Annotated in this window: 11 protein-coding genes; 9 read left to right on the top strand and 2 right to left on the bottom strand. The window is 35.6% G+C overall.

What is annotated here, in order from left to right; translation table 11 throughout:
* Positions 1 to 44: 44 nt before the first annotated feature.
* Positions 45 to 1394, bottom strand: a complete 1350-nt coding sequence (locus tag NQ163_RS01005; protein WP_268188479.1) for a gliding motility-associated C-terminal domain-containing protein — start codon at positions 1392 to 1394, stop codon at positions 45 to 47.
* A gap of 264 nt (positions 1395 to 1658) precedes the next feature.
* Here NQ163_RS01005 and NQ163_RS01000 point away from each other — a divergent pair, with 264 nt between their 5' ends.
* The 4 genes from NQ163_RS01000 (at position 1659) to NQ163_RS00985 (ending at position 6916) form a co-directional block, all read left to right on the top strand.
* Positions 1659 to 3977 (top strand): ATP-dependent helicase, encoded by a 2319-nt coding sequence (locus NQ163_RS01000; RefSeq protein WP_268188478.1) that lies wholly within the window; start codon positions 1659 to 1661, stop codon positions 3975 to 3977.
* A 260-nt stretch (positions 3978 to 4237) separates the two neighbouring features.
* Entirely contained in the window at positions 4238 to 4867 is a 630-nt protein-coding gene (locus NQ163_RS00995; RefSeq protein ID WP_268188477.1) for a DUF4290 domain-containing protein, read from the top strand.
* A gap of 116 nt (positions 4868 to 4983) precedes the next feature.
* Positions 4984 to 6294 carry a UDP-N-acetylglucosamine 1-carboxyvinyltransferase gene (gene murA, locus NQ163_RS00990; RefSeq protein ID WP_268188476.1) on the top strand — a complete coding sequence of 437 codons (1311 nt, stop codon included), beginning with the start codon at positions 4984 to 4986 and terminating at the stop codon, positions 6292 to 6294.
* Between the two features lie 85 nt (positions 6295 to 6379).
* Complete coding sequence (locus NQ163_RS00985) at positions 6380 to 6916, top strand: TlpA family protein disulfide reductase (protein WP_268188475.1); 537 nt, start codon at positions 6380 to 6382, stop codon at positions 6914 to 6916.
* Positions 6917 to 6970: 54 nt separating this feature from the next.
* Here NQ163_RS00985 and NQ163_RS00980 read toward each other — a convergent pair whose 3' ends face one another.
* Positions 6971 to 7414: a hypothetical protein gene (locus NQ163_RS00980; protein WP_268188474.1), complete on the bottom strand. Its 444-nt coding sequence runs from the start codon at positions 7412 to 7414 to the stop codon at positions 6971 to 6973.
* Between the two features lie 307 nt (positions 7415 to 7721).
* Between NQ163_RS00980 and NQ163_RS00975 the strand changes: the two genes are divergently transcribed.
* The 5 genes from NQ163_RS00975 (at position 7722) to NQ163_RS00955 (ending at position 13143) form a co-directional block, all read left to right on the top strand.
* A complete protein-coding gene (locus NQ163_RS00975; RefSeq protein WP_268188473.1) occupies positions 7722 to 8324 on the top strand; it encodes a nucleotide exchange factor GrpE in 603 nt (200 codons plus the stop codon).
* 33 nt (positions 8325 to 8357) lie between these two features.
* On the top strand, positions 8358 to 9506 hold the full coding sequence (gene dnaJ, locus NQ163_RS00970) for a molecular chaperone DnaJ (RefSeq protein ID WP_268188472.1): 1149 nt from the start codon (positions 8358 to 8360) through the stop codon (positions 9504 to 9506).
* 191 nt (positions 9507 to 9697) lie between these two features.
* The gene (locus NQ163_RS00965; RefSeq protein WP_120238547.1) at positions 9698 to 10621 is read left to right on the top strand and encodes an ABC transporter ATP-binding protein; all 924 of its coding nucleotides are present in this window, start codon (positions 9698 to 9700) and stop codon (positions 10619 to 10621) included.
* Between the two features lie 16 nt (positions 10622 to 10637).
* On the top strand, positions 10638 to 11978 hold the full coding sequence (locus NQ163_RS00960; RefSeq protein ID WP_268188471.1) for an ABC transporter permease: 1341 nt from the start codon (positions 10638 to 10640) through the stop codon (positions 11976 to 11978).
* Between the two features lie 223 nt (positions 11979 to 12201).
* The gene (locus tag NQ163_RS00955; RefSeq protein ID WP_268188470.1) at positions 12202 to 13143 is read left to right on the top strand and encodes a Ppx/GppA phosphatase family protein; all 942 of its coding nucleotides are present in this window, start codon (positions 12202 to 12204) and stop codon (positions 13141 to 13143) included.
* Positions 13144 to 13146: the final 3 nt, after the last annotated feature.

Below are 13146 nucleotides of genomic sequence, written 5' to 3'. Positions count from 1 at the left end.
TCATCGAAAGTCCAGACTTTTCTTTTTAATAAGTCAAGTATTTATTATTTCCTTATCAGCATAAAGGAACCTTTCTTGGTATATTTTTTTTGAGGTTCTTCTCTTCCTACAGCCGTAATCACATAAAAATAGGTTCCTGGTGTAGCCATTTTCCCATTTACTTTTCCATTCCAACCTTCTTCCGGATTTCTCCATTCATACATAACTCTTCCCCATCGGTTAAAAACAATAGCATGAAAGCTTTCCAAAAACAAGGATTGAGTCTTAACTTTCCAAATGTCATTCCTACCATCGCCATTTGGCGTAAATACATTCGGAACTTGAACCAAAGAAGTATCTACAACAATTGGAGTACTAAGCATCATTTCATCAAGACAAACCTCAGGACCTTTGTCCGACGTAACAATCAGCTTGACGAAATACTTTCCTGAATATTGATATGTATAAGGAGCTAAATCTTTATCCAGCAAAATCGCATCGGTCAACAAACTATCTTCAACACTTGTTAACCCCTCAGGTAATCTATCGTAATCCTGATACAAATACCACTTATAATCAGTAGCATTAATAGAGTTATTCGTAAATATCACATCTTCGAGTGGAGCTTCACCAGAATCTGGAGCAACAGAAAAATCAGCTTTAACCACATAGGTATTGGATACTATTGAATTGGATGTAAAATCACAAGCATATTGATCTGTAACAACCAACTGGTAAGTCTCATCTCCTTCATATTCTTCATTATCGAAAAGATTCTCATCTGATCCATCATAAGCTACAAGTGGAGTCCCTTGCTTCTCCTCTCCATTTCTTTGCAGAGAAAATATGACTCTATCAACAACCTTTACATTTATCTGGTTTGCATTTGGAACATCCTGATATTGCAATTCTTTCTTAGCAAATGAACCTGAAAAATACACCCCATCACAATTCATTCGGCTTAAGGTTAGAACCGGTTCTGCGTTGCTATTATTTAAAACCCATGCAATACTTGTAACATCAGTTTCACCACTTTTAGACATTACTACCCGATATCTGCCATCTGTTAAATTTGACAATATGGAGAAACTCTGATTTGCTTCCGTAACCAAATTGGTGATAAAATCATTGACAGTGGCATCCCATTTCGTCCAGGCAAATGTCCATCCATTTGTACCATCAGGAGAATCAGCTCTCAATTCACCAACACCTGTTCCTATATTATCACAAAACACAAAAACTGAATCGTTTGCTGTGCTGGTATACTCTGTTAGAGTTCTATAACTTGCCTTCCCGGCAGATATCTGTGCATTTGCTTTCTCCATTAAAATCGCAGAAAACATTACAACAAAAACAATAAGTAACTTAATGGAATATCTAAAATCGGATTTGATGATCATCTTTTTTTGGAACATTTAATTTAGCTTATCTTGATTTACAATATTAAAAAAAATTAAGCCGTTTTTTCCATATTAATCAATTAATACCGATAAGTATTTAAATTTCTCAGTAATTTCACTAGGTTTATTATTGAATTTTAAATATCTATCAGCATTATACCAAGACTATTTTTCCTCAATAAATGCTATAACTTAAGTCTTAATTCATAAAAAGAATTCAATATTAATATACAAGTGTTATTTTTGACACTTGAAATTTACAGATAAAGAATTGTTAGAATGGAATATTTGAATGAGTTAAACCCTGTTCAGAAAGAAGCTGTTGAAAATTACACCGGGCCATCGCTTGTAATTGCTGGTGCCGGATCGGGTAAGACCAGAGTACTTACCTACAGAATTGCTCACTTATTGAATCAGGGTGTTCGTCCTTATTCGGTTTTGGCCTTAACGTTTACCAACAAGGCGGCACGCGAAATGAAAGACAGGATTGCCAATGTTGTTGGACAAGAGCAGGCTCAAAGCTTATGGATGGGAACATTCCACTCTATTTTTTCAAGAATTTTAAGATACGAGGCTGAACATTTAGGTTTCGATTCCAACTTTACCATTTACGACACTCAAGATTCGCGTAATCTTTATCGCGCCATAATCAAAGAAATGCAGTTAGATGATAAAGTGTACAAGCCTAATGAAGTACAAAATCGCATTTCATCAGCTAAAAATAATTTGGTGACATCTGCAGCCTATGCCAACAATGCGAAAGCTCAAAAAGCGGATGCAGAAGCAAGAAAACCAAGAATCTCAGAAATATATAGTAGATATTCTCAGAGATGTAAACAGGCCAATGCAATGGATTTTGATGATTTGCTTTTGCAAACCAACATCTTGTTCCGGGATTTTCCCGAAATATTAGCCAAATATCAGGATAAGTTTAAATACGTGTTGGTAGATGAGTACCAGGATACCAATTACGCACAATATTTAATTGTGAAAAAATTGGCAGAGCAACACAAGAATGTATGCGTTGTAGGCGACGATGCTCAGAGTATTTACTCTTTCCGTGGTGCCAAAATTGAAAACATCCTAAACTTTAGAAACGATTATCCAAACTACCAACTATACAAACTGGAACAGAATTACCGTTCTACTCAGAATATTGTAAATGCTGCTAATAGCATTATTCATAAGAACAAAGGTCAGATTCAAAAAGAATCATTTTCGGATAATGAAGAAGGTGATAAAATCAGAATTGTAAAAGCTTTAACCGACCATGAAGAAGGTTACTTGATTACGAATGACATTTTCGAAACCAGAATGCGTTCGCATTGTGCATATCAGGATTTTGCAATTTTATATCGTACCAATGCTCAATCGAGAATTTTCGAGGAGTCCTTGCGAAAACTGAACCTTCCCTATAAAATTTATGGTGGATTATCTTTCTATCAACGCAAGGAGATTAAAGACCTTTTGGCCTACTGTAGAATGGCTGTAAATCCGCACGACGAAGAGGCTATAAAAAGGGTAATTAATTATCCGAAACGTGGAATTGGTGCCACCACCATTGCTAAACTGCAAGATGCTGCATCTCAAAATGTGATTAGCATGTGGGATATTATTTGCGGCTTACATGAACGTCCTTATGGATTGAATGCAGGTACAATCTCAAAAATTGCAAAGTTTACCAATTTGATAAAAGGCTTTCAAGCTCAATTGGCAACTGAAACCGCTTTCGATTTGGCCAACAATATTGCCAACTCAACCGGAATCATTAAAGAATTATACAACGACAGATCTCCTGAAGGAGTATCCAGACATGAAAATATCCAGGAATTATTAAATGGTATCCAGGAATTTACACAGAATGCATTGGAAGAAGGGCGCGAATTACATTTGCCTAACTTTTTGGAAGATGTGGCCTTGTTAACCGATCAGGATAATGAAAAAGATGAAGATCGAGATAAGGTGACCTTGATGACCATTCACTCGGCAAAAGGTCTGGAATTTCCATACTTGTACATTGTAGGCCTGGAAGAGGAATTGTTTCCTTCGCAAATGGCTACAAGTACCCAACAAGAGCTCGAAGAAGAACGAAGGTTGTTTTATGTGGCCTTAACCCGTGCAGAGAAAAAAGCAACTCTTTCATTCGCAAAATCGAGATACAAATGGGGAAATATGAGTTATCCCCGACCAAGTAGATTTATTCGTGAAATTGACGAAAGGTTTGTTGAATATACATATGAACAAGAACCAGAATTCTCTGGAAATGGTCGTGACAATTACCAAAGCACAACTGAATTCGAAGTTCCTAATTCACCAAGTAGATTTCAACAAAAAAGAAGTTTTTCGGCTAAACCCAAACTAAATCAACCAGTTTCACGTATCAAGCAAAGTAGCAATCAAAACGCCGACCCAAACTTCACCCCTTCGGATCCTGATTCAATTCAACCAGGAATGGTAGTTGAACACCAACGATTTGGAAAAGGAAAAGTGTTACAATTGGAAGGAAGTAAACCAAATATTAAAGCAACCGTCTTCTTTAAAACCGTTGGACAAAAACAATTGCTACTTAAATTTGCGAAACTTAAAATTGTAGGATAATTCTCTCACAATTTGTAATGATTAAAGAAAACATATACATTTGCAATGAGTTCTAAGACTTTCTAAGTTTGTCGATTACCAAAAACGAAACGTTTAAAACTCTTATTTACTTCAATAAAATAAGCGACAAATCAGAAATAGTCACTACGAATTATTAAGAAACAGACTTCAATTTTATTTTGGTATGTATTGTGTTGAATCAACGCAGATTACCTTTTATATAATAGAAATTGATTACCGTAATTAACACAACTGAATAAATGGATTACAATTCGAACAGGAAACACCTTGTACTTCCTGAATATGGGCGAAACGTTCAGAAAATGGTTGACTTTGCTCTAAGTGTGGAAGATAGAGACGAAAGAAATAAAGTAGCCAAAAGCATTATCGCTGTTATGGGTAACATGTATCCACACCTAAGAGATGTTAGCGATTTCAGACATAAACTTTGGGATCATCTTGCTTTGATGTCAGATTTTAAATTGGATATTGATTCTCCTTTTGAAACTCCTACAAAAGAAAAATTGTCTGAGAAACCTAAAAAGGTTCCATATAAAAACGAACGAATTAAGTACCGCCACTACGGTAAAACAATTGAATCTTTAATTGCTAAGGCAATCGAAATTGAAGAACAAAAGGAAAAAGATGCTTTGATTTTAATGATTGCAAATCATATGAAAAAGTCTTTCATCAACTGGAACAAGGACAGTGTACCTGATGATAAGATTTTTCAAGATATCATAGAGCTTTCTGAAGGACAACTTACAATTCCTGAAGAATTGAAGTTACGCGAAGCAAGAGATAAAGATTTCTCGCAGAAAAATAAGCCACGCAAAAAGCATACTGGCGGACATCGAAACGATCATCGCAAACACAACAAAAATAGATAATTACAGAAAACCGGTTTTTTAACCGGTTTTTTTATTCAACAAGCTTAATATTTCCGTTTTTTCCTTCGCTTTTATGGTTATCTTTAAGCTATCATTCACACCAAAACACAGACCAAATGAGCACTTTCGAAATAATTGGAGGTCAACCACTAAAAGGTGAACTAACTCCACAGGGAGCAAAGAATGAAGCTTTACAAATTCTTTGTGCAACATTATTAACCGACGAAAAAGTTACAATCCATAACATACCCAACATTCTTGATGTAAATAAATTAATTGAACTTTTATCAGATTTAGGAGTTCAGGTTTCTCAAGAATCAAAGAACAGTTATACTTTTAAAGCCGAAAATGTAGATTTAGAGTATTTAAATTCGCCTGAATTTGTTAAAAAAGGATCCTCCCTTCGTGGTTCCATCATGATTATCGGCCCTCTTTTGGCTCGATTCGGAAAAGGATACATTCCTCGTCCAGGTGGTGATAAAATTGGTCGCAGAAGATTAGACACCCACTTTATTGGATTTCAAAAACTAGGTGCTGAATTCAATTTTAATCAAGGTGAAAATTTCTATCGCGTTGAAGCAAAAAAACTAAAAGGTACCTACATGCTTCTTGATGAAGCATCGGTTACAGGAACTGCCAATATTATTATGGCTGCTGTTTTGGCAGAAGGAACCACAACAATTTACAATGCTGCCTGCGAACCATACATCCAACAATTGTGTAGAATGTTAATTTCAATGGGAGCAAAAATAACTGGAGTTGGCTCCAACCTACTTGAGATTAAAGGCGTTCAAAAACTAGGTGGGTGCGAACACAAAATCCTGCCAGATATGATTGAAATTGGTAGTTTTATTGGTTTAGCTGCCATGACAAAATCTGAAATCACCATTAAAGATGTTGCCTATAAAGAGTTGGGAATGATTCCTGATGCCTTTAAACGACTAGGAATAAAAATGGAACTTAGAGGAGATGATATTTTTATCCCTAAACAGGAAAATTACGAAATCGAGACCTTTATCGACGGTTCGATTCTAACTGTTGCTGATGCTCCTTGGCCTGGACTTACACCTGATTTATTGAGTGTTTTCCTTGTAGTTGCCACACAAGCCAAAGGAAGCGTGCTGATTCACCAAAAAATGTTCGAAAGTCGTTTGTTCTTTACCGATAAGTTAATTGATATGGGTGCGCAAATTATTCTTTGTGATCCACACCGTGCCACTGTAATTGGTTTAAATCAGGAAAACCAATTGCGCCCAACCACCATGGTCTCACCTGATATTCGTGCAGGAGTTGCCTTATTAATTGCTGCCTTATCGGCCGAAGGAAAGAGTACAATTCACAATATCGACCAGATTGACAGGGGGTACGAAAATATTGATTTAAGATTGAATGCCATTGGAGCAAATATCAAAAGAATTGTTAATTAACTATTCTTTAACAGATTAAATAATTGGATATATCTATTTTGGTTCTACAAATTAGACAGATTATTAATGGTTAATTAAAATACGTATGAAAAAGTTTAAATATACATTTCTACTGCTGGCATTTTTATTTTCAATTTCAGCCTATGCTGGCGATAAATCGAAAGGAGCCAAAGAAGGATTTAATGTTGGAGATAAACTTCCTGATATTGTTGCAAAATCAATCGATGGAAAAAACTTAAAATTAAGCGATTTAAAAGGTAAACTTGTATTGGTTGATTTTTGGGCATCGTGGTGTCCTCCATGTAGAGCAGAAAATCCAATTCTCGTAAATGCATACAATCAATTTAAAAACGCTGAGTTCAAAAATGGCAGTGGATTCGAAATCTATAGCTTTTCTTTGGATAAAAAGTTAGCCAGCTGGAAAGCAGCCATTTCTAAAGATAAATTGAATTGGAAATATCACGTGAGTGAATTAAAAGGATGGCACTCTCCTACTTCCAACAAGTTTGGAATTAATTCCATTCCAGCCAATTTCCTAATTGATGGCAATGGTATTATTCTTGCTAAAAACCTTAGAGGAGCTAACTTAGACAATTTTCTTCATCACAATATGAAAAAATAATAACAAGAAACCTACATAAATAAAAGCCGATAATTTCACATTGATTATCGGCTTTTATTTTGACTGAATCAATAAAAATTCTTTCAATTCTTCTGTATGATACCCTTTCTCATCCAACCAATGAAATGCTTTTTGTACGTCTCTAAACACTTGTGTTTTTACATTGGTATTATTCATATAAAATGAAAATATATAAGCTTGAATAATTTGTATAAACTTAGGCTGAACAATTACCGCATTGTACTCATAATTAAGCGAACCACTTATTTTTTTGATTGCCCCATTAACCTGTCGTGCAAGTTTTGGACTGGAAAGAATTAATTCTGTGAGATCACAAATTGATGAAAAGTTCTTATTCGGATACTTTTCAAGCATATCATCAATTGCTTTGATAAAAAAATCAACGGCCTCCTGATCCTGCATCCCTACAACCTTTAGGTATACAACATCCTTGTATAGTCGAATGCAAAAATCACTGGTGTCAATTTTAATTTCCATAAGTATTAATAATAACGTGAGTTCGACTTAAAATTCTATCCACAGAAAGTTATATCGAACTCACGTTAATGTAACGTATACTAAATATAATTAAAAGATATTTCTTATAAAAATTCATCATGACAGTAACTTCCCATATTTTTTGCCATCAGCTAATTGTATAATTATCTGTACGAAAAGACATGAAAAAGGAAATTATTACAGTTTCAAATTCTATCTTTGTGCCAATTTGTCGTAAAGGCACAAATTGGCAGGTTATTTGTTTACTTCTGCCTTGTTAATTTAGAACGCAAAAAATCATTGAAAAATGACAAAAGATACAAGCAAATCAAAAAAAGAAGAATTGGAAGAAAAGGATTTGGAAACCAAAGTAGAACAGCCAGTTGAGGAGAAAGAGGTAAAAGAAGAACCAAAGGCTGAAAAGAAAGAAAAAAAGAAATCAGCTAAAGAGAAAAAAGCTGACGAAATAGAAGAACTTGGAGCAAAACTTCAGGATATCAACGACAAATACATGCGTTTATCCGCTGAGTTCGACAACTATAGAAAAAGAACTTTAAAAGAGAAAATGGAGCTTACCAAATCGGCAGGTGAAAAAATTCTTGTTAATGTTCTTCCTGTAATGGATAACTTCGAAAGAGCACTACAATCTATCGATGAAGCAAAAGATGTAGAAGCTTTAAAAGAAGGTGTTCACTTGATTTACAACAATTTCAAAGATTTCATTTCGCAAAATGGAGTTAAAGAGATTGAAGCAATTAATACAGAATTTGATACCGACATTCACGAAGCAATCACAAAAATTCCTGCTCCTTCAGAGGACATGAAAGGTAAAGTTGTTGATTGTGTTGAAAAAGGATACACTTTAAATGAAAAAGTGATTCGTTTCTCAAAAGTTGTTGTAGGAGAATAATTCTCTGATTCCTAATTCTAAGTTGAAAAAAAGATGTCGAAAAGAGATTATTATGAGGTATTAGGGGTATCAAAATCTGCCTCGGAAGCCGAATTAAAAAAAGCATATCGTAAGAAGGCGATTCAGTTTCACCCTGATAAAAACCCTGATGATAAACAGGCTGAAGAAAACTTTAAAGAAGCTGCAGAAGCTTATGAAGTTTTAAGTAATCCTGAAAAGCGTCAACGTTACGATCAATTTGGTCATGCCGGAATGGGCGGAGCTGCCGGCGGTGGTTTCGGCGGCGGAATGAACATGGAAGATATATTCTCTCACTTTGGAGATATTTTCGGTGGAGGATCTTTCTTCGGAGGAGGATTTGGTGGCGGTGGCCGCAGTTCTCGTCGAGTAAACCGTGGTAGTAACCTGAGAGTGAAAGTAAAATTAACTTTAAAGGAAATTGCCGAAGGTGTTGAGAAGAAAATTAAAGTTAAAAAATACGTTGAGTGTAACTCTTGTAATGGTTCAGGAGCTAAAGATGGTTCTTCTTTCTCAACTTGCTCTACCTGTAATGGTTCCGGACAAGTTACCAGAGTACAGAATACCATCTTAGGTCAAATGCAAACGGCATCAACCTGTCCTTCTTGTAACGGCGAAGGTAAGATGATTACCAACAAATGTTCAAGTTGTGCTGGTGAAGGTATTGTTCGTGACGAAGAAGTAATCTCAATTAACATTCCTGCCGGTGTTGCTGAAGGAATGCAACTTTCGGTTAGTGGAAAAGGTAATGCTGCTCGTCGTGGTGGTATTAATGGCGACTTGTTAATTCTGATTCAGGAAGAAGAGCATCCAGAATTGGTTCGCGATGAAAACGACTTGCTTTACAACCTGTTCATTAGTATCCCTGATTCAATTTTAGGAACTGCAGTTGAGATTCCTACTATCGAAAACAAGGTGAAAGTGAAAATTGATGGAGGTACTCAGCCCGGTAAGATTTTACGTTTAAGAGGAAAAGGTCTTCCTGATGTAAATGGATACGGCAGAGGAGATCTATTGGTTAAAATTAACGTTTGGGTTCCAAACAATTTGACTAAGGAAGAGAAAAAGGTTTTAGAGAAACTTCAAAACTCGGAATCATTCAAGCCAAAACCTACATCACAAGAAAAAAGCTTCTTCAAAAAAGTAAGAAACTTCTTCGAATAGAAGTGAAAATATAATGATCAACCCCGGCAAAAATGTCGGGGTTTATTTTTGTCTTAATTTTATATCGATAAAAAAACAAGTTAAAACTTGTATCATCTTCTTTATATCGATTTTTTATGAAGACATCATTATAAATTGTGTACTTTAGATTTCAGTTCTTAATAGAGTGTCACTAACCAAAACTATAATTCATGACATTTTTCGAAGCAAAAGACGTTGTTAAGCAATATGCAGGACATAAAGCACTTAACAAGGTAAGCATATCTGTTCCGAAAGGCAGCATATTTGGATTACTTGGTCCAAATGGAGCTGGTAAAACAACATTAATTCGTATCATCAACCAAATTACAGGTCCCGATGCTGGTGAGGTGTTTTTTAACGGACAGCCATTAAAACCTGAAGATGTAAAACGCATTGGTTACCTTCCTGAAGAAAGAGGTTTATATAAGAAAATGAAAGTTGGCGAGCAAGCTGTTTACCTTGCACAGTTAAAGGGTATGAGCCAAAAGGAAGCCACCAAGAAACTGAAAGCCTGGTTCGATAAGTTTGACATTTTACCTTGGTGGGATAAAAAGGTTGAAGAGCTATCAAAAGGGATGGCTCAAAAAGTACAGTTTATTGTTACCATTCTTCACGAGCCTGAGCTATTGATTTTTGATGAGCCCTTCAGTGGTTTTGATCCTATCAATGCCAATTTGTTGAAAAAAGAAATCCTTGAATTAAGAGATAAAGGCGCTACCATCATATTTTCTACTCATAATATGGGTTCAGTCGAAGAAATCTGCGATCACATTGCACTTATCAACAAGTCAGAAAAAATTCTTGATGGTCCTGTTGAGCAAATCAAAAAAAGATACAGAACCAACACCTACGAGATTAACTACATAGGTGAATTCGACAAACTGGATCAAGTTCTTAAAGCTGATTTTGAAATTATTGATCAAGCAAAGGGAATTGAATTCAATACGCTTAAGATCAAATTAAATAACGGATCTACTTCTAATGAATTATTAGAACAGCTACTGCCCTATCTGAACATTGTTTCCTTCCGGGAAATCATTCCTAACATGAATGATATTTTCATTCGAGTTGTAAAAGAAAGCAAAACCATCTAAGCACAAGATTTACAAAATGAACAAGATATTTATCATTATACAAAGAGAATACCTTTCTCGCGTAAAGAAAAGGTCATTCCTGATTCTTACCTTTCTTACTCCATTGTTGATTGCAGGAATTTATGCCTTCATGATTTGGATGATGTTGAAAGATGATACTGAAAAGAGAACCATTGCCGTTTTAAACGAATCGGAATTGGTAGAACCTGTTAAAAGTAGCGAATTCACCACATACAACTACTTGCAAAATGCCTCTTTCGAGGAGGTAAAAAGTAGTATGGAAAAGAAAGGATATTATGCCATTTTGGTAATTCCTAAAAACATTCTGCAAACCAAAACCGCAGAATTGTTCTCGCACAAACAAGTTACGATCGAAGTCAAATCAAATGTTGGAAGACAAATCAGGCAACATATTGAAAAAATGAAGCGATCGAAAATTATTGCAGAAGCAAATATGCCTGATTTGGAAGAAAAACTTGCTGCAACCAGAACGCCTATCTCTATGCGAACCATTAAATTTGGCGAAGGTGGAGAAATTAAACAAAGCTCTACCGAAATTGCAATGGGAATTGGCTTTGCTGCCAGTTTCATCATTTACATGTTTATTTTCATGTATGGTGTTCAGGTAATGAGAGGGGTAATCGAAGAGAAAAGCAATCGTATTGTCGAGGTGATTATATCATCAGTTAAGCCATTCCAACTGATGATGGGGAAAATTGTTGGCGTTGCAATGGTTGGGTTGACCCAATTCATAATGTGGGTTGTATTAACTGGCATCATTATTACGGTTGGTTCAGCATTAGTTCTGCCAGGCGTTGACATGGAAGCCCTGCAACAGGCAAAGTCGGTAGCTGAACTACCTGCAGGTGCAGCTTCTTTAGATGCCGGTCAGTTAAAAATGGCTCAGGATATTCTGGGAACTTTCGATCTTGCCTATGTTGCTGGTATTGTTGGCGCATTTATCTTCTTCTTTTTAGGAGGATATTTATTGTACTCAGCACTATTTGCTGCAGTTGGTAGTGCCGTTGACAATGAAACGGAAACCCAACAGTTTATGCTTCCTATTACAATTCCATTAATTCTTGCCTTGTACATTGGTTTTGCTGTGGCAAAAAATCCAGAGAGTAGTTTGGCCTTCTGGGGTTCAATTATTCCTTTTACTTCACCTATTGTAATGTTGGTAAGAATTCCTTTTGGTGTTCCAATTTGGGAATTGCTACTTTCCATGACGCTACTAATCGGCACATTCCTATTAATTACATGGATAGCAGCCAAAATATATCGAACAGGTATATTAATGTATGGAAAGAAAGTTTCCTACAAAGAAATTTGGAAGTGGTTAAGATATCACAACTAACATTTGTTGTATCGATTATAGAAAATGCCTCTTCACGAGGCATTTTTCATAAACTTTAAATTAGGCATAGTTTTTGAAGAACCAAAAACATGTCTTTCATCAGTATTTACAAGACATTGACAAAAGTTATTATTCTTAAACAAAGATTTTACTATCTTCGATAATGAATCTATTCCTATAAGTTAGCTTAGATTGCTTTCACTTAAAACTTTAACCTTTATATATGCAAAAGAAACGGATTTCTGTAATTGATTTAGGAACCAATACATTTAATTTATTGGTAGCAGAATGGAGCGAAGGGAAACATCCTAACATCCTACACCGTTCAAAGTACCCTACCAAAATTGGCAAGGGCGGAATTAATCAAAATAAAATAACCGAAGAAGCGATTCAAAGAGCAAGAAATGCATTTGATGAAATGAATCGCATATCAAAAGAATATAATGCTAGCGAGAAAATTGCATTCGCTACTTCAGCAATTCGATCAGCTGTTAATGGTGAAGAGTTCGTCCGATTAATTGAAGAGAACTATCAGGTAAACATCGAGATCATTTCCGGTGAACGTGAGGCTGATTTGATTTATACAGGAACAAAAAATGCTGTTGAATTAAATCATGAAGCCGTTGCTATTCTGGACATTGGAGGTGGTAGCAATGAAATTATTATTGCCAACAACGAAAAAGTATTCTGGAAAAAAAGTTATCCACTAGGTATGACCCGTTTGCTCGAAATGTTTGCGCCTTCGGATCCAATGACAAAAGGCGATATCGCCAAGGTAGATGAGTATTTAAAAGAGCAATTGCCCGACTTATTTGAGGCTCTGGATCTTCACAATGTAAAAACCTTAATCGGTTCATCCGGATCATTTGATACTTTCAAACAAATCCTTTTGGCTGATGGCTATCAAACAAATGGATTGCCCGAATCTCAATTCGAGATCAAGCTAAAAGATTTCTTCCGCCTGCATCAAAGTTTTTTAAACTCAAGCCTGGAAGAAAGAAAGGTAATGAAAGGTATGGATCCTGTTCGAGTTGAGTTGATGGTGGTGGCAAGTATTTTTATCAATCATCTGGTAAAAGAAGCTGGTTTTAGTAAATTGTACCAATCATCATATGCTTTAAAAGAAGGTGCTTTGTTTGAGCACATCGAAAAAAACACTAATTAAAAC

The sequence above is a fragment of the Marinifilum sp. D737 genome (assembly GCF_026672275.1).
Taxonomy (GTDB): Bacteria; Bacteroidota; Bacteroidia; order Bacteroidales; family Marinifilaceae; genus Marinifilum.
The sequence above is the reverse complement of the archived record's forward strand: the minus strand, read 5'-3'. Positions and strand labels throughout refer to the sequence as shown.

What these genes read in the sequence shown, in the direction of transcription:
- NQ163_RS01005 (WP_268188479.1), bottom strand. Translation starts at nt 1,394, where the DNA reads ATGTTCCAAAAAAAGATGATCATCAAATCCGATTTTAGATATTCCATT.
- NQ163_RS01000 (WP_268188478.1), top strand. Translation starts at nt 1,659, where the DNA reads ATGGAATATTTGAATGAGTTAAACCCTGTTCAGAAAGAAGCTGTTGAA.
- NQ163_RS00995 (WP_268188477.1), top strand. Translation starts at nt 4,238, where the DNA reads ATGGATTACAATTCGAACAGGAAACACCTTGTACTTCCTGAATATGGG.
- murA (WP_268188476.1), top strand. Translation starts at nt 4,984, where the DNA reads ATGAGCACTTTCGAAATAATTGGAGGTCAACCACTAAAAGGTGAACTA.
- NQ163_RS00985 (WP_268188475.1), top strand. Translation starts at nt 6,380, where the DNA reads ATGAAAAAGTTTAAATATACATTTCTACTGCTGGCATTTTTATTTTCA.
- NQ163_RS00980 (WP_268188474.1), bottom strand. Translation starts at nt 7,414, where the DNA reads ATGGAAATTAAAATTGACACCAGTGATTTTTGCATTCGACTATACAAG.
- NQ163_RS00975 (WP_268188473.1), top strand. Translation starts at nt 7,722, where the DNA reads ATGACAAAAGATACAAGCAAATCAAAAAAAGAAGAATTGGAAGAAAAG.
- dnaJ (WP_268188472.1), top strand. Translation starts at nt 8,358, where the DNA reads ATGTCGAAAAGAGATTATTATGAGGTATTAGGGGTATCAAAATCTGCC.
- NQ163_RS00965 (WP_120238547.1), top strand. Translation starts at nt 9,698, where the DNA reads ATGACATTTTTCGAAGCAAAAGACGTTGTTAAGCAATATGCAGGACAT.
- NQ163_RS00960 (WP_268188471.1), top strand. Translation starts at nt 10,638, where the DNA reads ATGAACAAGATATTTATCATTATACAAAGAGAATACCTTTCTCGCGTA.
- NQ163_RS00955 (WP_268188470.1), top strand. Translation starts at nt 12,202, where the DNA reads ATGCAAAAGAAACGGATTTCTGTAATTGATTTAGGAACCAATACATTT.